The 25,840-nt window shown below is 52.4% G+C and carries 25 protein-coding genes; 18 read left to right on the forward strand and 7 right to left on the reverse strand.

All coding sequences use genetic code 11. The features are described from left to right. Positions 1-151: 151 nt before the first annotated feature. The 7 genes from yddG to NL510_RS12135 all read left to right on the forward strand — a co-directional run bounded on the left by yddG (position 152) and on the right by NL510_RS12135 (position 8,566). Positions 152-1,030 carry an aromatic amino acid DMT transporter YddG gene (gene yddG, locus NL510_RS12105; protein WP_253377011.1) on the forward strand — a complete coding sequence of 293 codons (879 nt, stop codon included), beginning with the start codon at positions 152-154 and terminating at the stop codon, positions 1,028-1,030. Between the two features lie 630 nt (positions 1,031-1,660). After that, positions 1,661-2,770, forward strand: coding sequence for a porin OmpC (locus NL510_RS12110; RefSeq protein ID WP_253377013.1), 1,110 nt, complete (start codon positions 1,661-1,663; stop codon positions 2,768-2,770). Positions 2,771-3,032: 262 nt separating this feature from the next. Beyond that, on the forward strand, positions 3,033-3,557 hold the full coding sequence (locus NL510_RS12115; protein WP_253377015.1) for a fimbrial protein: 525 nt from the start codon (positions 3,033-3,035) through the stop codon (positions 3,555-3,557). 174 nt (positions 3,558-3,731) lie between these two features. Further along, positions 3,732-4,451: a fimbrial biogenesis chaperone gene (locus NL510_RS12120; protein ID WP_253377017.1), complete on the forward strand. Its 720-nt coding sequence runs from the start codon at positions 3,732-3,734 to the stop codon at positions 4,449-4,451. 23 nt (positions 4,452-4,474) lie between these two features. After that, the gene (locus NL510_RS12125; RefSeq protein ID WP_253377019.1) at positions 4,475-6,946 is read left to right on the forward strand and encodes a fimbria/pilus outer membrane usher protein; all 2,472 of its coding nucleotides are present in this window, start codon (positions 4,475-4,477) and stop codon (positions 6,944-6,946) included. Then, positions 6,921-7,844: a fimbrial protein gene (locus NL510_RS12130; protein ID WP_253377021.1), complete on the forward strand. Its 924-nt coding sequence runs from the start codon at positions 6,921-6,923 to the stop codon at positions 7,842-7,844. Before NL510_RS12125 ends, NL510_RS12130 begins: the two co-directional genes overlap by 26 nt. A gap of 194 nt (positions 7,845-8,038) precedes the next feature. Next, positions 8,039-8,566 carry a fimbrial protein gene (locus NL510_RS12135; protein WP_253377023.1) on the forward strand — a complete coding sequence of 176 codons (528 nt, stop codon included), beginning with the start codon at positions 8,039-8,041 and terminating at the stop codon, positions 8,564-8,566. Between the two features lie 29 nt (positions 8,567-8,595). Here the strand turns inward: NL510_RS12135 and NL510_RS12140 are convergent, their stop codons facing one another. Further along, positions 8,596-9,540: a LysR substrate-binding domain-containing protein gene (locus tag NL510_RS12140; protein ID WP_253377025.1), complete on the reverse strand. Its 945-nt coding sequence runs from the start codon at positions 9,538-9,540 to the stop codon at positions 8,596-8,598. A gap of 170 nt (positions 9,541-9,710) precedes the next feature. On the opposite strand from NL510_RS12140, the gene NL510_RS12145 reads away from it, so the two are divergent. The 7 genes from NL510_RS12145 to NL510_RS12175 are packed head-to-tail and all read left to right on the forward strand — an operon-like array spanning position 9,711 to position 16,157. Next, positions 9,711-10,661, forward strand: coding sequence for a branched-chain amino acid ABC transporter permease (locus NL510_RS12145; protein WP_253377027.1), 951 nt, complete (start codon positions 9,711-9,713; stop codon positions 10,659-10,661). A gap of 8 nt (positions 10,662-10,669) precedes the next feature. Then, complete coding sequence (locus NL510_RS12150; protein ID WP_253377029.1) at positions 10,670-11,776, forward strand: branched-chain amino acid ABC transporter permease; 1,107 nt, start codon at positions 10,670-10,672, stop codon at positions 11,774-11,776. Next, positions 11,773-12,540: an ABC transporter ATP-binding protein gene (locus NL510_RS12155; protein WP_253377031.1), complete on the forward strand. Its 768-nt coding sequence runs from the start codon at positions 11,773-11,775 to the stop codon at positions 12,538-12,540. The genes NL510_RS12150 and NL510_RS12155 overlap by 4 nt, the downstream gene beginning before the upstream one ends. After that, positions 12,533-13,252: an ABC transporter ATP-binding protein gene (locus NL510_RS12160; protein WP_253377037.1), complete on the forward strand. Its 720-nt coding sequence runs from the start codon at positions 12,533-12,535 to the stop codon at positions 13,250-13,252. Before NL510_RS12155 ends, NL510_RS12160 begins: the two co-directional genes overlap by 8 nt. 24 nt (positions 13,253-13,276) lie before the next feature. After that, a complete protein-coding gene (locus tag NL510_RS12165) occupies positions 13,277-14,434 on the forward strand; it encodes a branched-chain amino acid ABC transporter substrate-binding protein (protein ID WP_253377039.1) in 1,158 nt (385 codons plus the stop codon). 17 nt (positions 14,435-14,451) lie between these two features. Further along, complete coding sequence (locus NL510_RS12170) at positions 14,452-14,934, forward strand: L-2-amino-thiazoline-4-carboxylic acid hydrolase (protein ID WP_253377041.1); 483 nt, start codon at positions 14,452-14,454, stop codon at positions 14,932-14,934. Next, positions 14,931-16,157: a Zn-dependent hydrolase gene (locus NL510_RS12175; protein ID WP_253377043.1), complete on the forward strand. Its 1,227-nt coding sequence runs from the start codon at positions 14,931-14,933 to the stop codon at positions 16,155-16,157. The genes NL510_RS12170 and NL510_RS12175 overlap by 4 nt, the downstream gene beginning before the upstream one ends. 48 nt (positions 16,158-16,205) lie before the next feature. Here NL510_RS12175 and NL510_RS12180 read toward each other — a convergent pair whose 3' ends face one another. Further along, positions 16,206-17,693 carry an MFS transporter gene (locus NL510_RS12180; RefSeq protein ID WP_253377045.1) on the reverse strand — a complete coding sequence of 496 codons (1,488 nt, stop codon included), beginning with the start codon at positions 17,691-17,693 and terminating at the stop codon, positions 16,206-16,208. Between the two features lie 115 nt (positions 17,694-17,808). Here NL510_RS12180 and NL510_RS12185 point away from each other — a divergent pair, with 115 nt between their 5' ends. After that, positions 17,809-18,384, forward strand: a complete 576-nt coding sequence (locus tag NL510_RS12185; RefSeq protein WP_253377047.1) for a TetR family transcriptional regulator — start codon at positions 17,809-17,811, stop codon at positions 18,382-18,384. A 43-nt stretch (positions 18,385-18,427) separates the two neighbouring features. Here the strand turns inward: NL510_RS12185 and nhoA are convergent, their stop codons facing one another. Beyond that, the gene (gene nhoA, locus NL510_RS12190; protein ID WP_253377049.1) at positions 18,428-19,249 is read right to left on the reverse strand and encodes an N-hydroxyarylamine O-acetyltransferase; all 822 of its coding nucleotides are present in this window, start codon (positions 19,247-19,249) and stop codon (positions 18,428-18,430) included. A gap of 162 nt (positions 19,250-19,411) precedes the next feature. On the opposite strand from nhoA, the gene NL510_RS12195 reads away from it, so the two are divergent. After that, the gene (locus NL510_RS12195) at positions 19,412-19,984 is read left to right on the forward strand and encodes a flavin reductase family protein (RefSeq protein WP_253377051.1); all 573 of its coding nucleotides are present in this window, start codon (positions 19,412-19,414) and stop codon (positions 19,982-19,984) included. Between the two features lie 354 nt (positions 19,985-20,338). On the opposite strand, the gene NL510_RS12200 is transcribed toward NL510_RS12195, so the two are convergent. The 4 genes from NL510_RS12200 to NL510_RS12215 form a co-directional block, all read right to left on the reverse strand. Continuing rightward, positions 20,339-20,968 (reverse strand): ECs1377 family protein, encoded by a 630-nt coding sequence (locus NL510_RS12200; protein WP_253377053.1) that lies wholly within the window; start codon positions 20,966-20,968, stop codon positions 20,339-20,341. A gap of 184 nt (positions 20,969-21,152) precedes the next feature. Then, positions 21,153-21,383, reverse strand: a complete 231-nt coding sequence (pptA, locus tag NL510_RS12205; RefSeq protein ID WP_253377055.1) for a tautomerase PptA — start codon at positions 21,381-21,383, stop codon at positions 21,153-21,155. A gap of 175 nt (positions 21,384-21,558) precedes the next feature. Next, positions 21,559-22,137: a hypothetical protein gene (locus NL510_RS12210; RefSeq protein ID WP_253377057.1), complete on the reverse strand. Its 579-nt coding sequence runs from the start codon at positions 22,135-22,137 to the stop codon at positions 21,559-21,561. A gap of 465 nt (positions 22,138-22,602) precedes the next feature. Beyond that, complete coding sequence (locus NL510_RS12215) at positions 22,603-23,007, reverse strand: (R)-mandelonitrile lyase (RefSeq protein ID WP_253377059.1); 405 nt, start codon at positions 23,005-23,007, stop codon at positions 22,603-22,605. 112 nt (positions 23,008-23,119) lie between these two features. Between NL510_RS12215 and NL510_RS12220 the strand changes: the two genes are divergently transcribed. Together NL510_RS12220 and ansP are read left to right on the forward strand one after the other, a co-directional pair. Further along, positions 23,120-24,010 carry a LysR family transcriptional regulator gene (locus NL510_RS12220; RefSeq protein ID WP_253377061.1) on the forward strand — a complete coding sequence of 297 codons (891 nt, stop codon included), beginning with the start codon at positions 23,120-23,122 and terminating at the stop codon, positions 24,008-24,010. Between the two features lie 329 nt (positions 24,011-24,339). Next, positions 24,340-25,836, forward strand: coding sequence for an L-asparagine permease (gene ansP / locus NL510_RS12225; RefSeq protein ID WP_253377063.1), 1,497 nt, complete (start codon positions 24,340-24,342; stop codon positions 25,834-25,836). Positions 25,837-25,840: the final 4 nt, after the last annotated feature.

The raw sequence follows: 25,840 nt of genomic DNA on the forward strand, positions 1-25,840 counted from the left end.
AAATCAAGGTCCATCCTCTTCGCCCCCTTAATAGTCACCCCGGTAGAGTTTAATTACCCCTTAATGATTAAGCGCTTAACAGAATAATTCGCGGTGAGCGCGTCATTAATGCTATAAATTTTCCCTTGATGTTTTTAGCACTGGCAAGGTAATGGACAGAAAGAAAGCAACGCTGATTGGACTGGCGGCAATACTCTTATGGAGCACCATGGTCGGGCTCATTCGCGGCGTCAGTGAGGGGCTAGGGCCAGTGGGGGGCGCAGCGATGATCTACACCGTAAGCGGATTACTTTGTCTGCTGACGGTTGGCTTCCCGAATATTCGTCACTTCTCGCCCCGCTATCTTATTAGCGGCAGCGTGCTGTTTGTCAGCTACGAAATGTGTCTTGCGCTGTCGCTAGGCTATGCCGCAACGCGATCGCAGGCCATCGAAGTGGGAATGGTGAATTATCTCTGGCCAAGCCTGACCATTGTGTTTGCCATTGTTTTTAACCGGCAAAAATCAAATTTGTGGGTGATCCCAGGATTAGCCCTCTCTCTGCTGGGCGTTTGTTGGGTATTAGGCGGCGAACACGGGTTACAGATCGCTGAAATTACCCGTAATGTAATATCCAGCCCGCTGAGTTATTCCCTGGCGCTCGCCGGGGCTTTCATCTGGGCAGCGTACTGCACCGTGACGCGTAAATTTGCCAACGGGCAAAACGGCATTACCCTCTTTGTTTTGCTTACCGCCCTTAGTTTATGGGTAAAATATGCGCTCAGCGAGCAGCCGGAAATGGTGTTCAGCATTCCTGTGGTGGTAAAACTACTGATGTGCGGCGTCGCGCTCGGGTTCGGCTATGCCTCGTGGAATATCGGCATTCTTCACGGCAACCTCACCGTGCTGGCTACCGTCTCTTATTTCACACCAGTATTGTCCGCCGCACTGGCGGCTGTGCTCCTGAGTTCCCCGCTGTCGTTCTCGTTCTGGCAAGGAGCGTTGATGGTCTGCACCGGGTCGCTATTGTGCTGGTACGCAACGCGCAGATAACCGCCCTTATATCTGCCGGGTTTATTTCAGCCCGGCAACATAATTAACATAAATTTAAAATATGACGGCGCGTCAGAATAGCCATTGAATGCCAGAAACGCTGTTTAGATTTCGTTTATATTAACACGCAGACCTAAACTTAACCTGCAGTAATTGACGTAAACTGACACCCCTGGCAATTACTACCCGGCAAATATTAACGCTGGGTATATCGAAAATAACAATAGTAAATGACTCAACCATTCGCTGAAAACACGAAGACAACGATGAGATAAAAACACAACCCACTGTTTATAAACAATTTTATTACATCAATAAGACCTATACGTTGCGGAAATAACGAGATTTCGCTTCGCACACTACGCCAGTCAGCAACACTCACTCTATTAATAATCTTGCGGTGAAAATAAGCTGATTTTGAGTGTTTTATATGCAAATCAACCTGTTTAAGGGCAATTTATACGATCGCGATCACACTAATTGAAATTATCTTTAATATTTTGAAACTTATTATTGAAAGTAGGCTAGAAGATTCTTAAAAATAGCATGCCATTGACGAACAGCCTCGTTTAGCAATCGTTTAAAATTGGCCCAGGAAATACCCAAAAAAAATTATAAGGAATATTTAAGATGAAACTTAAATTAGTTGCAGTGGCAGTAACTTCCATGCTGGCAGCAGGCGTTGTAAACGCTGCCGAGATTTATAACAAAGACGGCAATAAACTGGATCTGTACGGCAAAGTAACAGGTCTTCACTATTTCTCTGATGACGCTGGCGCAGACGGTGATAAGACCTATATGCGTATTGGCTTCAAAGGCGAAACGCAGGTTAACGACCAGCTATCCGGTTATGGCCAGTGGGAATACCAGATTCAGGGTAATACTGACGAAAGTGACAACCAGTCCTGGACACGTGTCGCTTTCGCAGGGCTGAAATTTGCTGAAGCAGGCTCCTTCGATTACGGCCGTAACTACGGCGTGATCTACGACGTGACCTCCTGGACGGACGTTCTGCCAGAATTCGGCGGTGACACCTACGGTGCAGATAACTTCCTGCAGTCCCGGGCAAACGGCGTAGCAACCTATCGTAACCAGGACTTCTTCGGTCTGGTTGATGGTCTGAACTTCGCTCTGCAGTATCAGGGCAAGAACGGTAGCGTGAGCGGCGAAAATACTAATGGACGCAGCCTGCTCAATCAGAACGGCGACGGTTATGGCGCCTCTCTGACCTACGATCTGGGCGAAGGCTTCAGCGTGGGCGGCGCTATGTCCTCATCCCGCCGTACTGCAGATCAAAATGCAGCGAGTGTGTATGGTGATGGCGATCGCGCAGAAGTGTACAGCGGTGGCGTGAAGTATGACGCCAATAACGTTTACCTTGCTGCACAATACTCTCAGACCTATAACGCGACCCGTTTTGGTACTTCTAATGGTAACCGCTCAAACATTTACGGCTTCGCGAACAAAGCGCAAAACTTCGAAGTGGTTGCTCAGTATCAGTTCGACTTTGGTCTGCGTCCATCTATCGCCTATCTACAGTCGAAAGGCAAAGATATCGAGAACGTGGGCAACCAGAACCTGGTGAAATACATTGATGTCGGCACCTCTTACTATTTCAACAAAAACATGTCCACCTACGTGGATTACAAAATCAACCTGCTTGATGCTAACAACTTTACCCGTCAGGCAGGCATCGGTACCGATGATATCATCGCAGTGGGTCTGAACTACCAGTTCTAAAATATCTCCATAAATAAGGCCAGTCCTCGCGGCTGGCTTTTTTTATGCCGCCACGCGGCCCACGTTAATTCTCTTTTTCGTCCCCGCTTCACGCCGCAACGACTTTGTTCAAAACAAATTTTCCGCCCGGAACCGCTCGCCTGCACAAGATTATCCTTACACATTGAGATGTCTCTTTTTAGACGACAAAAACGTTATGCACCCGATAATTTTTCCTTTAGATTGCGATAATTCTTACAACAGAAAAACAGAAGGAAATACAATGAAGAGTAAATATATTGCGTTAATTATCGGAACAGCGTCCCTTATTGCGTCTGCAAATGTACTCGCCACTGCTGGTCCAACCATTAAATTTACGGGTTCAATTTCCGATGGCGGGTGTACCGTAAAAGTTAATGATTCCCAGGACAATGTCAGCCTGGATATGGGTGCTGTCGATATGTCTGGTCTGGCCATTAACCAAAGTTCAGACAGTATGGATTTCTCAATTAACATGAGCGGCTGCCCGGATACAGTATCAAACGCAACACTGAGCTTTGACGGTACCGCCTCAACTAAAAACGGCCAGTATTTCGCGCTGAGCGGCACCAACAGCAATAAAGTTGGGCTTGAATTAAAAAATGCCTATGGCACTGTCGTCAAACCAAATGCCGCAGATTCCGTGAGTATTGGCCTGCATGATGGCGATGGAAAAACTAAATATACTGCGCAGCTGGTAAAACTGGCTGATAAAGTGGACTCAACACAATTCGATGTTTCTGTTGCAGTCGATATTGCATATCAGTAATTAGTCCTTCAGTAAAAGGTGCATTGCCTGTACGTGCACCTTTTTTATCATTCCACGATTATTGTGTTGTCATGAGGTCTACTATTCGACCCGCAAAACATTATTCCCCCTCTGTTTTTTCATTTAAGATTTATGAAAATCAGACCCTGCAAAAAATTGAGATAAAGAATGTTGATGACTCTCAAAAATAGCGTCAAACCGTTGTTCATGGTGTGCTTTTTTGCCGCGATGCCTTTGGCGTCTGCGCAGGCGTCCATCACGCTTGGCAGTACACGTCTGGTTTATCATGAAGCTGACGATGGTCTTGCCTTTCAGCTTACGAATAGAGAGAAACTGCCTTATCTGGTCCAGTCCTGGATAACGCCTGCGTTAGATAGCCAGAATACATCTTCATCAACGAAATCCGCTGTTCCCTTTGTGGTAACTCCCCCGCTGTTTCGAATGAATGCAGGAGAAAAAAATGTCCTCAACATTATCAAATCCTCCGGTTCATTACCTGAAGATCGCGAGTCCGTTTTTTATCTTAACGTAAAGGCAATACCCGGGCGGGGAGAGAAAACGGTAAGTAATTTGACGATAGCCGTTAACTCCACATTAAAAATGTTTTACCGCCCAGCATCGTTAACCGATGACAACGTTCCGGCGGCCTGGAACCAACTCGTCTTCAGCCAGAATAAGGGGATATTAAATGTCAAAAACCCATCTCCTTTTTACATTACCTTTTTTTCACTTTCTGCCGATAATAAAAAAATTGCTTTCAATAATAATGCCATAATTTCTCCGTTCGGCACCCAGAGCTATCCTCTGCCGTCGCCCCATATCTCCAGTGTAAGTTGGTCAGTAATTAGCGATACCGCGCAACCTTCAGAGCAAAAAAACAAAATGCTTCCATAATAAGATAACTGGTACTTATTGTTATGAAATTGAATGCAATCACTCTGTCACTCGGAGTGATGTTTACTTCCACAACATTCAGCACCTGGGCAGATAATTATACATTCAGCGCTGAAGAACTGGAAAACACCAGTCAGACGGACGTGAGTGAAATTAACGTGGGGCAATTTAATACATCATCAAACTTACCGGGCACCTACTTTGTTAGCATCACCTTAAACGGCCATCCAGCCCCGAAAATGGAGGTCAAGTTTGTGGCGGGTTCCGATGGCTCATTGCTCCCTGCGCTAACCAGGCAGCAATTTCACATTTTGCAGCTACAGCCCGTTGATGTGGTTAGATACACGCCAGATAAAGCAGACCCGGCGAGCCTGGAAAGCTTTTTCCCCGGCAGCAGTGCCCATTTTGATTTCAACCGGCAATTATTGGAATTAAACATCCCGCAAATTTACATGACGAAAGGCCCCAATGACACTTTTGCTATAGCCCCCTCCCAGTGGGATGAGGGACTTAACGCTGTTTTTCTTAACTATGACGTAAGCGGAAGCCAAAAAAAGGATCGGGGAGAAGACATTTCAACGGGAGATCGGTTTGTGAAGCTCAATAGCGGGGTTAATTTGGGCCCCTGGCGTTTAAGAAACCAGTCAACGCTGGATAAGCCGGAGGAAGGTACGTCATCCTGGAATGGCAAAAATACCTGGGCCCAGCGCGATATTCCGTCCCTCGCCGGCGATATTTATATCGGCAATCGCGCAAGTGACGCACTGCTCTTTGATGGTTTTTCATTTACAGGGCTTGCATTAATGACCTCACAAATGATGCTCTCCGATCAAGCAAAAGGATACGCGCCGATTATTACCGGCATCGCCAGGACGGCAAATGCCCGGGTACAGGTCAGCCAGAATGGCAGTGTGATTTATCAGACGTATGTGCCAGCCGGCGCATTTGAGATCCACGATCTTTATCCTCAGTCAGGGGGCGGTGAATTACACGTCAGCATAAAAGAAACCAATGGAACCGAACAACGTTTCATTCAACCCTGGGGAACCGTGCCAGTGATGCAAAGGCCGGGCTATTTTAAATACTCCCTTGAGGCGGGGCGTTATAATACTGCCGGCCAGAGCCACAAACCGCGCTTTTATCAGGCCTCGCTTTTTTATGGCCTCCCCCACGCCATGACCCTGTTCGGCGGATCGCAAATAGCAGTAGGCTACACCTCTGCCGATATCGGATATGCGCTGAGTCTCGGGTTACCGGGTGCGATATCAGTAGATTTGACGCTGATGAAAAACCAGTTGGTGAAGGGAGAGACCACCATTGGCCGCAACTACCGCGTTCAGTACGTACTCAACCTGCCGGTCACCGACACCGATATTTCGCTCTCCTGGGCGAGCTCGCCCGATAGCGGATACAGCTCTTTTGCCACGGCAGTGCAAAATCTCGACAATGATGAGCTAAGCGACAACGACACCCAGAAAAATAAAGTCCAGCTCACCGCCAGCCAGCCCATTATGGGGAGTGGTTCTTTGACGCTCAGTGTGTGGAAACAGACATACTGGAGCCATAAACAGGACAAAAACATGTCCTTTAGTTATAACCAGACCTGGCATGACATAACGTTTAATTTGGGGTGGACCTGGACGCAGGATATGGACGGTAGCACCGATCAGCAACTGGCGTGCGATGTACAAATCCCGTTCTCTGTATTTTCCAGCGACACCTGGATTTCAACAGGGGTGAATTTACAAAGGCCCGGTACGGCCACTCAAAGCCTGGCCCTGAACGGTAATGCGCTCGATGACAGATTATCCTGGAGCACGGGCGCAATAAACGGGGACAGTGACAGCCGAAGCTTTAATGCCCAGTTGGACTATAAAGCGCGGCAGGGTGAATATCAGTTAGGTTACAGCGATACCGCTCACAACCAGGCATTGTCGTATCGGGCGCAAAGTTCCATTCTGGCAACGCCGTATGGCGTTGTCGTTGGGCAACCCTTTGATGTTCAGAATGCCGTTGCGCTGGTGAAAGCCCCCGGCACAAGCGGTTTGCAGGTGTCAAATAATCCAGGCGTTATAACCGACGGCAACGGCATGACCGTCGTACCCTATCTCATGCCATATGAAGATGATGCGGTTGCACTTGATATGACAAATATCGATCGAGACACCACCCTGGAAAATACAGAGGTTCATGTCATACCCACTGAGGGTGCGGTCGTCTTAGCCCCTTTTACCGCACATTCAGGCAGAAAAATACTGTTCACCTTACGTAAGCCAGACGGAACCTTTATTCCCTTCGGCGCGACAGCCGTTGCGGGAGAACAGAGCAATGAGGGCATTGTTGATGATAAAGGGCAAGTATTTTTATCCGGCGCGCCAGATGAGGGATCCATCGCGGTGAAATGGGGGGATATCCCGAATCTCTGTTCATCCCATTACCACCTCCAGCCCAAAAAAGGGAAACACCTTTATGAACTCAACCTTATTTGCTCGTAGATTTGCCCGCATGATGGCATTACTCAGCATAATATTGTCAGCCTGTACTCAGGCAGATTGTCATATCGACCATACTCAGGTTATGCGGTTTCATCTGCCGGATATTACGCTCAGCGGCACTGAGCATGCCGGCACCATTCTTGCCCAGGAATCGCGTGAACTCGGCGACAAGCTTAAATCCTCATCATTATCCTGCAATGCGGGCGGTAACCTGTGGGCATTCACCACCCACCGCACGGTGATGGGAAATCACACATTCGCGACAAATGTTCCTGGCGTAGGTTATCGATTATTCATAAACGATCGTCCTTTTCCGTTTAAAATAGCCACGCATTGCGATAGCGTTTCCTGTTATCCGAAGGGCGCGGACAACGCGCACATTAAACTCCAACTGGTACAAACAGCAGCCCATATTTCGGCTGCAGGCCAGGTGATGGGAGGAACCTATGGCACTATTCGTCCTGATACGGGCAAACCGGCGCTGCTAATCAATTTGCTTAATTCCATTACCCTACAGAGAGCGGCCTGCAACCCCGTCGTTAATACGGTTGATCTGGGCGTGGCGGAGGCTACCGATTTTCCTTCACTGTTTTCCGCCTCTCATCGGATAACATTTCGGCTAAATACAAACTGCCCGCTGGATATCCCTTTCAAGGCCAGATGGGAAGGCCATACGGATAATCGTGGACTACTACGCCCCTTAACGGGGAAAAGACAGGCCGGGGGAATACGTATTCGATTAAGGGATTCAGCCGGCAGCCCGGTTTCCTTTGGTCATACATTTGAAATCAATCACAATATTGAGAAAGAAACATTTTCGGCAGAAATGGTGCGCACTGGCGATATCACCCCGGGCGAAATTAATGCGTTAGCAACACTACACTTACTTTATCAATAATCGGTATTGATGCGCACCACATAATTATCTAGCACAGGTTGTTTAGCGCACTTGCTATTTCCGTTGCACTCAGGAAATAAAAATAATACTGCCTTAAAAATCACCTCGCGGTGTTATTTTGGACAGCATATTCCATTAATGAAAGCATGTTTAAACTATAAACTACCATTGCCATTTTTAATAAAGGAATAACTATGAAGAACAATTTTATCGCCCTGATCTTTACTGCGGCAATCATTGCCCCTTCAGCAGGCGCATTCGCCACTGACGCTGCCAGTATTAAATTTACCGGTAAGATCGCTGTTGCGGGCTGTACGGTCGCGGTGAATGACAAAAGTAATAACGAAAGCATGGATATGGGGACAATTGACATGTCCGCTTTGTCCGTTGGTGAAAGTACAGAAGAGTATCGCTTTTATGTGGACTTGTCTGGTTGCCCGTCCAGTATTGGGACTGCACGTGCCCGCTTCACCGGTACAGCGTCCTCTGGCGGAAACCAGTTTTTTGCGGTTAACGGCAATAATAGTGCCAACGTCGGGTTAGAGATAAAAAATCTGGATGGGAATATTGTTAAACCAAATTCAGACGATAATCATAATGTTGCTATTGGAACAGACGGTACTGCAAAATTCACTTATAGCGCGCAGCTGGTAAAACTCACCAATGCTGTGGCTGCATCTGATTTTGACGTCTCCGCTGGTATTAATATTATTTACGAATAATAACGCTGATATAAGGACGCATACGTTTATTACCCCGCAGGCGGCTCGCTGCCTGCTTCTCTGCGTAACCAGTTTTGCAAAAGTTTGCCATCCTCGGTCATATCCGAATCTACGCGCACACAGAGGTAATAATCACGCCCGTCTTCGATGGGTAAATCAAACATCTTCACCAGTTCGCCACGCTCAAGGTATGGCGCAATGAGCGGTTCGCGCATCAATGCGCATCCCAGCCCGGCCTGCACTCCCGCCAGCGTTAATAGCCCATCCTCAAACATCGGGCCGCTCCGGCGTACCGGGCGTTTTACCCCCTGGAGCGTCAACCATTGCGGCCAGGTTGATCGTTCTTCGTCGTGTAATAACGGCAGTTGCAGAAGCTGTTCTGGGGTGTCGATATGACCATGAACACGTAAAAACGCCCGGCTGCACACTGGCACCATTCGTCCTGAGATCAGTTTTTCACTTTGATAACCGGTCCACTGGCCATTACCGAAGCGAATCGACATATCAGACGCGTCGCTCAGGTAGTTGCGGTGGTTAGCATAGACGACGTTAATCTCCGTTTGCGGGTTGGCACGCATAAAAGTGGGCAGACGCGGAATAAACCACCCCATGCCGAACAGCGGGATAAGGCTTATCGTGACCTGCCGCGTTTGCCCCTGCTCGACCAGATGTTCTGTTGCCTGGCGCAGCACGTTAAAGGCCGAGCGGATCGAGCGATAATATTCCCGTCCCTGCTGGCTTAAAACCAGCCTGCGACCCTGACGTTCCGTGAGCGGAATCTGCAGATATCCTTCCAGCGCTTTGAGTTGGTGACTCACGGCAGACGGTGAAATATCCAGCTCCTGCGCGGCAAGCGTCACGCTGCCAAGCCTGGCGATAGCTTCAAACGCGCGCACTGCCCGCAGCGGCGGGTCGTTTGCCAGACGGCTTTCTGCGTAGATCGGCAATCCACTGAATTGTTCTGTTTTATTCATATATTGATTTCTTTTGGTTTTAGACCGTTAAACACCACAACATCATCCTCTTATAAATCATTAAGATAAAACAATATCGGTTTTTCATAAGAAATAATATATGTGTATTTTACAATTTAATTCAATTATTGGATGGTAGCCGCTGCAAAAGTCATGAGCGGGTACGAACGTTGGATACACTAATACAACAACTGATCAATGGCGTGATGCTGGGAAGCATTTACGCGCTGATCGCGCTGGGCTATACCATGGTGTATGGCATTTTGCGCATCATAAACTTTGCCCACGGCGATATTCTGATGGTGGGCGCGTTAACGACGCTTTCTGCCGTCAACGCCCTGAACCACGCCTTCCCGCACATGCCTCTGCTAGTGCAACTGGGCTGTGCGCTGCTGGTAGCGATGGTGGTCTGCGCCCTGCTGGCGATGGCGATTGAGCGTTTTGCCTATCGCCGTCTGCGCAATGCTCCGCGTCTGGCACCGCTGATCTCAGGTATTGGGCTTTCCGTACTGCTGCAAACCGTGGCGATGATTATCTGGACGCGTAATCCGCTAATGTTCCCGCAAATTCTGCCCATGGACCCAATTGCCATCACCGCCGGGAGCGTTGAGCATCCCCCGGCAATAGTGACCGTCACCGGTTTGGTGACCGTGGCGCTGGCGTTGCTGGTGATGACCGGGCTGTGGCTGCTGGTTGAATATACCCGGCTCGGCCGTGGTATGCGCGCCGTGGCCGAAAACCCGCGCGTCGCCACGCTGATGGGCGTAAATCCGAACGCCATCATTACCCTGACCTTCGCCATTGGCGGCGTGTTCGCTGCACTCGCGGGGGTGATGATGGCGAGCAACTATGGTAACGCCAGTTTTTCCATGGGCTTTTTGCCCGGCATTAAAGCGTTTACGGCGGCCGTGCTGGGGGGGATAGGCAATATTCGCGGGGCGATGATTGGCGGTATCTTGCTCGGCGTTATCGAAGCGCTGGGCGCGGGTTACCTCGGGGAACTCACCCACGGCGTGTTTGGCAGTAACTATCAGGACGTGTTCGCGTTCATGGTGCTGATTCTGGTGCTGGTCTTTCGTCCGGCGGGACTGCTGGGCGAGCGCGTGGCGCACAGGGCGTAAGGAATATAATGACAACCGTACAACTCCACAGGCTTGCCACGCCGCGTAAATTCTGGTCCGGCATGGTCCTGTTCTGCGTGGCGCTACTGATTGCGCCCGTGGTTGCCACTCAGCTCGGCGGTAACTATTGGGTTCGCGTAATCGACTTCGCCCTGCTTTACATCATGCTGGCGCTGGGACTGAATATAGTGGTCGGCTACACCGGTCTGCTGGATATGGGCTTTATCGCCTTTTACGCGGTCGGCGCCTATCTGGCCGCGCTGATGGCCTCACCGCATCTGCTTGAGGTATTTCCGCTTCTGGCCGCCTGGTTCCCCGACGGGCTGCATACCTCGTATCTGCTAATCGTTCCCGTGGCGGCACTGGTCGCCGCTGCGTGCGGCATTGTGCTCGGCGCACCTACGCTTAAGCTGCGCGGAGATTATCTCGCCATTGTCACCCTCGGTTTTGGCGAGATTATCCGTATCCTGATGCGTAACCTTGACCGTCCGGTCAACATCACCAACGGGGCGAAAGGCATTACTGGCGTGGATACCCTTAACCTGTTCGGCCTTAAATTCAGCGGTGTTTATCACTGGTTCGGCGTCAAAGTACCGGCACTGTGGCTGTGGTACTACCTGCTGATGCTGTTCATTGTAGCGATCATCTTCGTCTGCCTGCGTTTGCAGCATTCACGCATCGGGCGCGCCTGGTACGCTATCCGCGAAGATGAAGACGTGGCCCGCTCGATGGGCATCAACGTGCGTAACTATAAACTGCTTGCCTTCGCGATGGGCGCGTCATTTGGCGGCGTCGCGGGCGCGCTTTTCGGCGCGTTTCAGGGCTTCGTATCGCCGGAGTCATTTACTCTGCAGGAGTCGATTGCCGTGCTGGCTATGGTGGTGCTGGGCGGAATGGGACACATCCCGGGGGTTATCCTCGGTGCGGTACTACTCACCGCCCTGCCCGAGCTGCTGCGCAGTCAGGCCGCGCCCGTTCAGCAGGCGTTGTTCGGTACAGTACTGGTTGACCCGGAAGTTCTGCGCCAGCTGTTTTACGGCCTGGCGCTGGTGCTGGTGATGCTGGTACGCCCGTCCGGTATCTGGCCGCTACGCCACAGAGAGGTGAAAGCATGAGCCTGCTTACCGTGCGTAACATGACCAAACGCTTTGGCGGACTGACCGCCGTAGACGATGTCTCTCTGAGCGTGAATAAAGGCGAGATATACGGTCTGATTGGCCCTAACGGGGCGGGTAAAACCACCTGCTTTAACCTGATAACCGGGCTGTATCCGGCAGACAGCGGCGTGTTTTCGATTGCCGATAAACCCTACACGCCAAAACAGATCGAGAAAGTGACCGCCGCCGGGATTGCCAGAACCTTCCAGAACGTGCGGTTGTTCAATGAGATGTCGGTCCTCGAAAATGTAATGGTGGGCCGTCACGTGCGCACCCGCAACGGTTTGTGGGCCGCGCTAAGCCGCCATAAGCGGGCCCGCCAGGAAGAAGCAGAAACGCGCGAGCAGGCCTGGCACTGGCTGGCGTACACCGGGATTGCCAAATTTGCCCACTACCGGGCAAGCGATCTGGCCTATGGCCACCAGCGCCGTCTCGAAATCGCGCGGGCGCTGGCAACGGATCCGCTCATGCTGGCGCTGGATGAACCCGCCGCCGGAATGAACGCGGTGGAAAAAATAGCCCTTGGGGAGTTGCTTACCCGTATCCGCGATGACGGTAAAACCCTGCTAATGATTGAACATGACGTCAAGCTGGTCATGGGAATCTGTGACCGCCTGACGGTGCTTGATTACGGCAAAACGCTCACCACCGGGACGCCCGACAGCGTACGTCGCGACCCGGCGGTTATCGCCGCCTGGCTTGGAGGCAACGCCCATGTCTGAACTCTTAGTCGTTGAACGTCTGGACGTGCATTACGGCGGTATCCAGGCGGTACGCAATGTCTCGTTTACTCTGCATGAAGGCGAACAGGCCACGCTTATTGGCGCTAACGGTGCGGGGAAAAGCTCTACCGTAAGGGCGATCACCGGGCTGGAACGCTTTAGCGGCATGATGACATTCAATGGCAAAAATGTGTCTAAGCACCCACCCGAAGCCCTGTTGCGGGACGGGCTGGTCATGGTCCCTGAAGGCCGCGGTATTTTTGCCCGTATGACCGTGCTGGAAAATCTGCAGATGGGGGCATGGTCAAGGCGTGACACTGTCACGATAAAGCGAGAACTGGAGGCGATTTTGGCCCGTTTTCCACGGTTGGCAGAGCGCCAGCATCAGCTAGCGGGTTTGCTTTCCGGGGGAGAACAACAGCTGCTGGCGCTGAATCGCGCCCTGCTGAGCCGCCCGCGTTTACTGATCCTTGACGAACCCTCAATGGGCCTCGCCCCGAAGATGGTAGAGAACATCTTTGCCGTCATTGCCGGGCTGCGTGAGCGCGGCGTCGCCCTGCTGCTTATCGAGCAAAATGCGCGTCTGGCGCTGGAAGTGACCGACAACGCGTGGGTGATGGACAGCGGCAGCATTGTTCATCACGGCGCGTCGCAGGCGATGCTCAACAACGACCACATTGCACAGATTTATTTGGGCGACATGCCCGTTTGACACCACCAACACCAGGGAACAACAATGAAAACAGTAAAAATCAGTGCGCTCAGCGCCGCTATTCTGTTCAGCGGTTTGGCCCCGACGGGCGCATGGGCCGCGGGGAGTGAAACCGTGGTCATCGGCCTTGCGGGCCCGTTAACCGGCCCGTCAGCCCGTATCGGTAAAGATCTGGAAAACGGTGCACAGTTGGCCATTGACGACATCAATAAGCAGCATCCGACCATTGGCGGTAAAGCGGTGATTTTTAAACTGCAGTCCGAAGATGACCAGTCCGACCCGCGTACCGCCGTCGCCGTGGCACAGCGTCTGGTAGACAGCGGCGTTGTGGGCGTTGTCGGCCACTGGAACACCGGCACCAGCATTCCGGCGGCACGTGTGTATCACGATGCAGGTATTGCGCAGGTGGCGCCCGTCGCCACTGGCCATGCCTATACCCAACAGGGCTTTGATACCAGCTTTCGCGTAATGGGCCATGACGATGACGGCGGCCAGTTTGCCGGTCAGTACGCGGTGAATACCCTGAAAGCCAAACGTATTGCGGTGATTGACGACCGCACCGCCTTTGGTCAGGGTCTGGCAGATGAGTTTATAAAATCGCTGGAAGCCCAGGGCGTGAAGATCGTTGACCGCCAGTACGTTGATGACAAAACCGTGGACTTTAGCGCCGTTTTGACCGCTATCCGCAGCAAAAATACCGACCTGATCTTCTTCGGCGGCGTGGATAGCCAGGCCGCACCGCTGGCGCGTCGAATCAAACAGTTGGGCATGAACGCCACGCTGATGGGCGCAGGCGGCTTTGTCAGCCAGACCTTCCTGCAGCTGGCGCAGAAAGAGGGGGAAGGCGTCGTTGCGCTCGAACCGGGTCTGCCGGTTGACCAAATGCAAGGCGGTAAAGCCTTCGAACAGGCGTATCAGTCACGTTACCACACCCATATCGAACTGCACGCGCCGTTCGCCTATGACGCCACCCGCGTACTGGTGGCCGCGATGGAAAAAGCAGACTCGGTCGACCCGTCGGCGTATCTGCCTGCCCTGCGCGCCATCAATTATGCCGGCGTCACCGGAGAGATCGCTTTTGATAAAGAGGGCAACCTGAAATCGCCATCCTTCACCGTCTATAAAGTCGTTGACGGCAAATGGCAGCCGCAAACCGTGCTGGGCGGCGCGCAAGCTAAGTAACGTAGTGAGGCAATGCGATGAGTGATAATAATGAGCTGGGCATTCTTGCCCGCCGGAAAATTGAAGCAGAAATTATTAAGCCAATTTATGAAATCCTGGTGCGCGAAATTGGTAAAGCCCGCGCCCAGGCGGTGATTGGCGAGGCCATTGAGCAGGCCGCCATTCACGCGGGCAGAACATTTGCCAGCAAAGAACCTGACGGCGCGGACGTGAAGAGCTTTATCGCCCTGCAGTATCTTTGGGAGAAAGATAACGCCCTGGACGTTAACGTGATCGACGCCGATGAACATCAGTACAACTACAACGTCACCCGCTGCCGCTACGCCGAGATGTATCACGAAATGGGGCTGGGAGAAATCGGTCATCTGCTCTCCTGCGCCCGCGATGAAAAATTCATCGTGGGCTACGCGCCGGACGTCGAACTGACCCGCACCACCACCATTATGCAGGGCGGAACGTGCTGCGACTTCCGCTATCGCAGCAAAAAGGATACCCCATGATCCACGTTAACGCGCAACGGCTGTGGACAACACTCGAAATGCTGGCGCAGATTGGCGGCACGCCCGCCGGTGGCGTGACACGTCTGGCGCTCAGCGAAGAAGATCGTATCGCGCGGAACCTGTTGCGCGACTGGGCGCTGGAGGCCGGACTGACCTGCGATGTAGATAGCATGGGCAACATGTTTATCCGCCGGGTGGGCAAGAACTCAACGCTTGCCCCGGTAATGACCGGCTCACACGTCGACTCCCAGCCGCTCGGCGGCAATTACGATGGCATTTACGGCGTGCTGGCCGGGCTGGAAGTGCTACGCACGCTGAACGATCGCCAGGTGCAGACCGAGCGCGATATCGTGCTGGTGAACTGGACTAACGAAGAAGGCGCACGGTTTGCGCCGGCCATGCTTGCCTCGGGCGTCTGGGCGGGCCAGCTTACCGAAGAATTTGCCTGGTCCAGAATGGATAATAAAAAAGTCACGGTCCGCGAAGCCCTCGAGGCAATAGGCTACCGGGGAGAACGCCCCGCACGCGCGTTCCCGGTTCACGCCTGCTACGAACTGCACATCGAGCAAGGGCCAATTCTGGAAGATGACGCCATTGATATCGGGCTGGTGCGTGCGGCGATGGGCCAGCGCTGGTTTACGCTTACGCTGGACGGTTTTGCCGCCCATGCCGGTACCACACCGATGCACAGCCGTCGCGACGCCTTGACCGCCTTCGCCGAACTGGCGCTGAAAGTGGAAGAGATTGGCTATCATCATGCGCCTGACGGACGCGCAACCATTGGCATGGCGCAGGTCACGCCAAATTCCCGCAACGTGGTGCCGGCGCGGGTCGTGTGCAGCGTTGAGTTTCGTCACCCGGAACAGGCAGCGCTTGAGGCGATGGAATTCGCGCTACACCAGGCGGCAGAAAGCCTCGCCGCACGCGGCGTTACCGCCAGCGTCGAACGCCTGTTTGATTATGCCCCAATAGCGTTTAATGAGGCGTGCCTGGCGAGAACGGCCAACGCGGTTGCCGCGCTGGGCTATTCCTCTAAGCTGATGGTGTCCGGCGCCGGACACGATACCTGCTACGTCAGCAAAATCGCCCCTGCCAGCATGATTTTTATCCCCTGCGTGAAAGGTATCAGCCATAACGAAGCGGAAAGGATCCTGCCGGCGTGGTCAGAGAAAGGGGCGAATGTGTTGTTGCACAGCGTGTTAGCCGCCGCGCAGGAAACATAAGCCCGCCACGCGGCGGCCAGGCCCTCGCCCCTGCGGGCTGAGGGCTATTTACTGTTTCGGTACTTTCGCCAGACTGAACCAAATGCCCACCGCCAGCAGCAACAACATGCCTCCTGCACTGCCTAACGCCACGCTGTGGGAGGTGATAAACGCCGTTTTCGCCGCCTCGGTAACCGCCTCCGCCAGCGCGGGGGTAAGATCCTGTGCCACCTTCACCGCTTCGCCAATCGACGACGAGGCTTTATCAGCAAGCGTTCCATCCAGCCCTTGCGGCAGCGTAATGGACGCAGAAAAACTGCGGGTGAGCAGCAGGCCAAAAATGGCAATACCCAACCCGGCGCCCAGCTCATAAGACATGGTTTCGATCGCCCCGGCGGCAGCCGCTTTTTCTTTTGGCGCCGCGGCCATAATCGCGGAGGTTGATGCCAGAAGCGCACTGGCGGCACTGAAACCCAGCAAAACCATCAGAGCGGAGGCCTGCCACTGCTGGGTACTAAAGTCGAGCGTCGACAGGCCAATAAAACTCACCGCGCTCAGCCCCATGCCTCCTGCCGCAACGATGCGCAGCCCCAGACGCCCCACCAGCACGCCGGCTATCGGCCCGCTGAACCCGCTGGCTACCATCAGCGGTAGCATAAACATTCCGGCTTCGAACGGGGTAAAACCATGCACAAACTGCAGCTCCTGCGCCATCAACAGTTCAAAACCGACCAGCGCAATCATGGCGGTCATCGCCATCACCACGCCGCTCAGAATGACACGATGGCAGAACAGACGCATGTCGATCATCGGTACGCGGGCGCGGAGTTGGATCCGCACAAAGATAAACAGCATCACCGCGCCGGTAATGAGCGTACAGGCTACCAGCCAGGGCGACAGCACCCCTTTCAGCGCCGTTTTCGCACTGTAAACCAGCAGCAGGATGGCCATAATCAGCATGAGCGCATGGCTAATATTCAGCGGTTGCTCTGGCCGCCCCTGTTGGGCTGGCACCAGGCGTGCCGCCAGCGAGACCACCACCAGCACAATGGGCACGTTAATCAAAAATACCGAACCCCAGTAAAAATGTTCCAGCAAGATACCGCCAATCAGCGGGCCGAAGGCGGCACCGCCGGAGCCTACTGCCGCCCACACGCCAAGGGCGATGTTACGATCCCGCGGGTCGACAAACAGCGTGCGGATCCCCGCAAGCGTTGCCGGGATGATCATCGCCGCACCAATTGCCAGTGACGCACGCGCGGCAATCAGCCAGCCTGCCGTCGGCGCAAATGCGGCAAACAGCGACGACAAACCAAACAGGGTACTGCCGATCATCAGCAGGCGTTTGAACCCAATACGGTCTCCAAGCGCGCCCATCGGCAGTACCATCCCCGCCATCACCAGTGAATAGATATCGATAATCCACAGTAATTCGTTGCCGCTGGCACCCAGCGTCATGCTCAACGTTGGTGCAGCCACGTGCAGCACCGTCGCGTCAATCGCCACTGGAATATAGACCAGCACGATAATCACTAACGCTAACCACTGACGAAACATAAATTTCCTTATTACTCAAAAGCTGGACACATGTCCAGAATGCGATCCTACGTAAAGTTGAACACTTGTCCAGCTTTTTGTTACACTCGTTTCATACCTGTTAAGAGTGAAAAAAATGCGATATTTGAGTAAGGATGAACGAAGGGAAGCGATCCTACAGGCCGCCATGCGCGTAGCATTATCTGAAGGGCTAGCGGCAATGACGGTACGCCGTATTGCCGCAGAAGCAGGTATTGCCACCGGACAAGTCCACCACCATTTTACCTCCGGCGGCGAGCTAAAATCATTGGCGTTTGTGCGCGTGATCCGCGAGCTGCTGGACGCCGAAATCCCGGGTGAAAATGCCAGTTGGCGTGAACGGCTGCATGCCATGCTCGGCAGCGACGACGGCGGGTTTGAACCCTATATCCGCCTGTGGCGCGAAGCGCAGATCCTCGCCAGCCGCGATGCAGATATTAAAGGCGCTTATGTGCTGACCATGGAGATGTGGCACCAGGAGACCGTGGGTATCATCCTGGCGGGACACAAGGCAGGCGTATTCACCCTGTCTGACCGGGCGGAAAATATCGCCTGGCGCTTGATTGGCCTGGTCTGCGGCCTTGACGGCATTTACGTATTAAATATGCCCCAAATGGACGATGCCGCATTTAATAAACATCTGGATAAATTAATCTCGCTGGAGTTGTTTTAACTTCGCTTTTCTGGAGAAAGAGGTCGGCAATAAACAGCGTGCATCAATAGTCCCGCGTCATTGCCGTCAGTTCTGCCAGTGAAAAACCGTGTTTCGGATGGTCAACGCCCAAACCAAACTGCTCCTGCATTAGCTGATAAAGGGCTTGCGGATCCGCCAGATGGATCTGTTCTTTTACATGGTCGCCTTGCCAGTGCGTAAAGTTGAAGTTAGTCAGCGTAAGTTTGCCGCCGTCCGGCAGGTGGCGACACATGAGTAAATGATGGCGGAAGTGCGATTGTGGCCAGTGTGCTGACCAGAAATTCCCCATAACGTAATCACTGAAATACTGCGTCGTCAGGTCAAAATGGTACATTGACTGCCAGTGTTCGTGATGAAGGAACTGCAATACCCACTCATTACTTTCGCTCAGCAGACGATAGAGCCCGTGCGGCGTCTCTTGCTCTTCATTCGCGATGAGGCGGATCGGGGCCGTCAGCGTTTGCCCTCCGAAGCCAACGTCGGCGATCCAGCGCTCGCCGTTCAATTCCACCAGCAGTAATCTGTGCGTACGCGGCGGCATTTGCGGCGGATTGGCTAATACCACCCGCCCGAGCACGCTTCGCACGCAGAACCCTACCTCTCGCAGTACGCGCTCAAACAGGCCGTTTTGCTCGAAGCAGTATCCTCCCCGCCGTGCGGTCACGAGTTTATCGACCAGGTACTGATCGTCGAGATGAATGTCACGCGGCATCACGACATCAATGTTCTCGAAGGGGATCGCGCAGTTGTGATGTAAATGCAGCCCGCGCAGGGTATCGATATCCACCTGAACGGGCTGTTGCCAGCCCGTGCGGGCGAAATAAGCACTCAGAAATGGGGACATGATTCGCTTCCTTGGTAGGGTTTTCCTTGTTTATAAACTATTTTCCCGTAGACACATGCGTAAATGTGCTTTTTATCGCTGCGCGTTGCGCTGGATGATGCGTCTTGATCTCTGATACGCTTCAGACGGTTAATGCCCCAATATTTGTGAAGAGGAATGGTTATGTCCGCGTTTCGTCCTGTTGAACTCAAGCACGCCAGCCGATTGCTGAACCATGGCCCTACGGTGCTCATCACAAGCCATGATGAGAGCATCGGCAGGCGTAACGTTATGGCCGCCGCCTGGTCGATGCCTGTTGAGTTTGCCCCCCCGCGTATCGCCATTGTGGTTGACAAAAGTACCTGGTCACGCGAACTGATTGAGCGCAGCGGAAAATTTGGCATCGTCATCCCCGGCGTGGCCGCCGCAAACTGGACTTATGCCGTCGGCAGCATCAGCGGGCGCGATGAAGATAAGTTCAACTGCTATGGGATCCCCACGATCCATGGCCCCAAACTGGGCCTACCGGTAGTAGAGGAGAAGTGTCTGGCATGGATGGAGTGCCAGTTACTGCCCCTCACCTCTGCCGCAGAGCACTATGACACCCTGTTTGGTGAGGTGGTTTCGGCGGGGGCGGACGAACGCGCGTTTGTCGCCGGACGCTGGCTGTTGGATGAAGATAAACTGAGTACGTTGCATCATCTGGGTGCCGGGACGTTTGTGACCAGCGGGAAACGTGTGAAAGCCCTCGATTAAGATAAAAAGGTGAGCGAGCAGACGTGCCCGCCCACCTTGCTCCTTAAAATTAATGCTAATGTTGATCGGTTTTATTCATTTATAGGTGACTTATCATGAAGAAAAATATTTTTTTATTCGTATCTTTTTTAGATAATTTAACAGATTGAAAGTTAGAAAATTAACTGACATGTTTAACTACATCATTTTAGTTATGGATTGCCAAAAAATTACAGTTATTCCCATATTCCATTATCACAAACCTTCATTAAATCCCTATTTTTATGTGAGGCAGTTTTGTCTAATTTTGGTGCTACATTTTCAACATTATGGCTCTTTACGGTTATGCTCGTGTTGAACTTTACGCAAAAAATATCACTCCGCCATACAGTACACAGGGATGCGCCGGCGAGTCTTCGTTAGCGTGTCAAATACCTCTACTTCGGAGGTCACAATCTTTACGCCTGCTTTCCTGAGCCTTTGCACATCTGCGGCAATACGTTGAATGCCAAACCAGAAAAGGCCGTCGAGCGCCGTAACGGCAAGACCGTTTTCCAGCGCCAGCTTGAGGCGTTCCCGAGGGGCTTTAACCTGCCGGGCAATGTCCCGATAAGGCGCTTCACTTCCGCCATGCGCATCTGTTCGCTGAATGCGTGTTTTCAGATGATAGTGGTATTCATCGGGGATCCCGTCCAGCTTCATTTTGAGGCTATACACGCAACCAAAACGTTTACCATTGAACAGAACATTTTTCTGGCTGAGCGGTAGTTCCTCTCTGATCCCGGCAATCAACTGTGGCGCACGGGTCAGAAGTAACCTGAAGGGAAGTTCAAAGCTGGTGACATAATCCACATTAAGCAGCGCGAGGCGCAAGCGCGCTTCTGCCCCGGACTGCTGGTCACGACACTCTTCCAGTACCTCAGCCCACTGAAGCGTAAGGCGCTCTGGCTCAGCCGCCTCGGTCAGGAGATACTTTTCAATGCGGTAATCAATTCTTCCGGTCATGCTATACATCCCGTCGCGGTGGATGCGGTGATTCTATCGACTGGCGCGTGTTTTAGAAAGAGGGTCCAGGCGGATGAGAAACAGGCCATTATCAACCTTACGGCCGCAAGGATCGGGCTGGAGATGCTAAAGGGTCGTGCAGAACCCGCCGTATGGCGCTGTGCCGGGCCGGCGGGAATACGGTTTACATTGAATAGCCGGGTTTTTTTATCAACTTGTCCAGATTCGGGTCTATCTCGGTATCCCAGACCTGCGCTTTCCAGTCTTCAGGCTGTACCTGATTCAGCGCCACGGACACAGAGCTGTCTTTACTGTCGAAGTGGCGAATAATCACCTGAACGATGTCTTGCGCCAGCGCGGCTTTTTGGTCGTCGTTGAGATCGCGGGGAAAACATTTGATATCTATATGTGGCATGAGCAGGCTTCCTGTTTTGAGTGAGTCTTCCAGGTTAACAGATAATGACTTTCGTCTTTAACACCTTGTGCAGTTAACAACTGCATTACTGGCATGGCGCACCTTAGAGCACTTTAGTTTGCCGGAATTCAGAAATGCAAAAAAGGCCGGGGCAGAATCAACCTGCCCCAGCCCATCAGGCGGGCAGATTATCCACTATGTGCGCGAAAAGGGATTTATCGCTTTCCCGCTTCCCATAGTCGGGACTTGCCCATGCGCGATTAAACGTCACGAGATGTTCTCTCGCCTTCGCAATATCGTCGATCATTACCGCTTCAAGCTCATCATCCATCCCCATCTGGCGGCGTTGTTCATAGGTTTTATTCAGATTTACTGTTACTGCGTCTGTTAAAACAGAAATCTGTTTTGGCGTCATGTGAATATATAAACAATGGTAAGCAATTACGCCAGACTGCTGAACCGTACCATCGTGTGAAAAAGATTTCACTTTTTTATCCAATAATTTGGCAGACAATTGAAATCCTGTTTGTTTTTCAAATCCCCGGAGGGCGTCTTTGGTGATGTTTAATATATCCTCTGCACTTTCTTGATCCGTTCTGCCACCGGGCAAGAGATATTGTCCGGAAAACTTCAGAACATCCCCTTCAATATTGCCAACGTATTCATAATTAAAGAACAGGCCGTAAACTTTTTTCCTTATCAAAAACAATGAGTTATCAACGCGTGAATATATGCAAACATATGCGTAAGACATAAACATCTCAACCAATCGTTAATTAATTCTGAAGAAGTAACATCATTATAAAAACCATATGCTTATGTATATTTTATAAGATTTACCTTTTTTGAAGTTATACCCTGTGCTTTATAATTAATTTAGTATCTTTCTTAAGCTGGTAATTTACCAGAAAAAGATCTTACGCAGAAATATGGGGTTTATTGAAGTTTTATGATGTGATGCAGATCAAACATCACTCAATGGCATTCGTTTTATTGTTCAATATTTTACAATCGATCGATTGCGTGAATGATAAGCTAATGGATAATTGATCAGGCTGATCAATTACCTCTTTTTGCCGCACAGGATTAATTTTTTCGATGGCTACATCAGACTGACAGGCACCTGTGATTCGCACCAGGCGAACAGGCGAAAAAGCGCGGAGTGGTGATGCCAGCGTATTCCGGAGGATTATTTTCAGGGGAGAATACGCCAGCATTACTAATATGAGAGCGTCTGATATTGTGGGTCAGTGACTTTTTCAAGCCACTCAACGGGGCTACCGTTTACTGCTTCAGCAATGGCAATGTGGGTCATCGCCGTTTGTGCGCTGGCGCCGTGCCAGTGTTTCACACCCGGCGGGATCCACGCGATATCGCCCTGGTTTAGGGGTTGCGCCCCTTTTCCCCACTCCTGTAACCAGCCGCGGCCCTGGGTCACAATCAATGTTTGTCCCAGCGGATGGGTATGCCAGGCGGTACGCGCCCCGGGTTCAAACGTTACGGTTGCTCCACCCACTTTAGCGGGTTCTGTCGCCTGGAAAGGGGCATCAATACGCACTGTACCGGTAAACCACGCCTCCGGGCCCTGAATCGATGGTAATGAACCGCTACGGATAATTTTCATGTTCAACTCCTCGTTTGCTGTTGCGCTAACAGTAGCGCAAAGTCACGGCGGGCATTAGACTGCATAATCAGAAAGGAACCATGAGCATAATTCATAAATCAGGTGCGTCGCGATGTTAAAAGACAATTTCAATGATCTCCTCTCTTTTATAGTTGTCGCCCGCGAGCGCAGCTTCACGCGAGCAGCGGCGCAGTTGGGGGTTTCGCAATCAGCGCTGAGCCATGCGATGCGTAATCTGGAAGCCCGGCTGGATGTCCGCTTGCTAACCCGAACCACCCGCAGCGTGGTTCCCACTGAAGCCGGAGAACAGCTTTTCATGCGCTTAAGCCCGCATCTGCTGGAAATCGAACAGGAATTAGCGGCGCTTCGGGATACGCGCGACAGGCCTGCGGGAAATATTCGCATTACCGCCGGCGAACATGCGATGAGCGCCGTTCTGTGGCCGGTACTGAAGCCTTTTATGGCGCAATATCCCGATATCAACGTTGAGGTAACGGTCGATAACGGTCTCACCGATATTGTTGATGGCCGGTTCGACGCAGGCGTGCGTCTGGGAGACCAGGTGGCGAAAGATATGATTGCGCTACGGATCGCGCCGGATATGCCCATGGCCGTGGTTGGCTCGGCGGATTATTTGCAGCGTTTCGGCGTGCCACAAACGCCGGATCAGCTTGCTCAGCACCGCTGCATCAATATGCGCCTGCCGACGCGCGGTGGGTTATATGCCTGGGAGTTTGAGCGTGACGGACGCGAACTGCGCGTGCGGGTGGAAGGCCAGCTCACACTTAATAGCCTGACGCAGCGTATCGATGCTGCCGAAAGCGGACTGGGGCTTGCCTATGTGCCTAAAGATAGCGTCCGGGAGGCGCTCGCCGGAGGACGGTTAATCCAGGTTTTAGAAGCATGGTGCCCGACATTTGACGGCTATCATCTTTACTACCCCAGCCGCCGTCAACACACCACCGCGTTTGCTCTGCTGGTAGAGTCATTACGCCAGACTTGAGCGTTCTCCGGGGGGGAATCATCAAGCAAATCTGATGTTTAATACGCTCTGTCAGTGCGTGATTTGTCTAAAAATACACCACAATTCAGCGCCTTGTGGCCTTCATCTGTTCTGAGCACACAATTTCCTTCGAGGTGCGTCACTTTCGGCACGGTTATATTTTGCGTCACTGATCAATTGCGGGTAGGATGCCTCGCCATGTTTCACCTTATCCATACGCAGAATGACTGGAAAGGCGGCATGTGTCTGCACAGAGGCAATCGTTTGGTTTTCCCTCTGCCAGACAGAAAACGATGACAACAGGACAGACGGGTAAAACAGGTAACTCAATGAATACAAGCAATAAAAGCGCATCCGATCATCATGCTGCGAAACGTCGCTGGTTGAACTCTCATGAAGCGGGCTATCAAAAGGCGATGGGTAACCGCCAGGTGCAAATGATCGCCATCGGCGGCGCTATCGGCACGGGTCTGTTTTTAGGTGCAGGCGCGCGTCTGCAGATGGCGGGGCCGGCTCTCGCCCTGGTGTATCTGGTGTGCGGGATCTTCTCGTTTTTTATCCTTCGTGCGCTGGGCGAACTGGTTCTTCACCGCCCTTCCAGCGGCAGTTTTGTCTCTTACGCTCGCGAATTCCTCGGTGAGAAAGCCGCTTATGTCGCAGGCTGGATGTACTTTGTTAACTGGGCAATGACCGGGATCGTGGATATCACCGCCGTGGCGTTGTATATGCACTACTGGGGCGCGTTTGGCGATGTTCCTCAATGGGTGTTCGCCCTCGGCGCGCTGGCGATTGTCGGTACCATGAACATGATCGGCGTGAAGTGGTTCGCTGAGATGGAGTTCTGGTTTGCCCTCGTGAAGGTGCTGGCGATCGTGGTCTTCCTGGTGGTCGGTACGGTATTCCTGGGCAGCGGCAAGCCGCTGGATGGTAATACCACCGGCTTCCATCTGATAACCGATAACGGCGGTTTCTTCCCGCACGGACTCCTGCCTGCGCTGGTGCTGGTTCAGGGCGTGGTGTTCGCCTTCGCCTCTATCGAACTGGTCGGGACAGCAGCGGGTGAATGTAAAGACCCGCAGACCATGGTGCCAAAAGCGATCAACAGCGTGATCTGGCGTATCGGCCTGTTCTATGTTGGTTCCGTGGCGCTGCTGGTACTGCTGTTGCCGTGGAATGCATATCAGGCGGGCCAGAGTCCGTTTGTCACCTTTTTCTCTAAACTGGGTGTCCCTTACGTTGGCAGCATTATGAACATCGTGGTGCTAACGGCTGCCCTGTCCAGCCTGAACTCCGGCCTTTACTCTACCGGTCGTATTCTGCGCTCCATGTCGATGGGCGGCTCTGCGCCAAAGTTCATGTCGAAGATGAGCAAGCAGCAGGTCCCCTATGCGGGGATCCTGGCGACGCTGGTGGTGTATGTCTTTGGCGTGTTCCTGAACTATCTGGTGCCGTCTCGCGTATTTGAGATCGTACTGAACGTCGCCGCGATTGGCATTATCGCCTCCTGGGCCTTTATCGTGATTTGCCAGATGCGTCTTCGCAAAGCGATTAAAGAAGGCAAAGCTGCTGAAGTGAGCTTTAAGCTGCCAGGCGCGCCGGTGACCTCGTGGCTCACCCTGCTCTTCCTGCTCAGCGTCCTGGTGCTGATGGCGTTCGATTACCCGAACGGTACTTACACCATCGCCACCATTCCTCTGCTGGCGGTACTGCTCATCGCTGGGTGGTTTGGCGTGCGTAAACGCGTAAATGAAATTCACCTCACCGCGCCGGTTCATCCTGAGAATGAAAAGCAGGACGGCCCGCTGATTGAAGAGAAGTCGCGTTAACCAC

It is taken from the genome of unidentified bacterial endosymbiont (assembly GCF_918797525.1).
Classification (GTDB): Bacteria; Pseudomonadota; Gammaproteobacteria; order Enterobacterales; family Enterobacteriaceae; genus Enterobacter.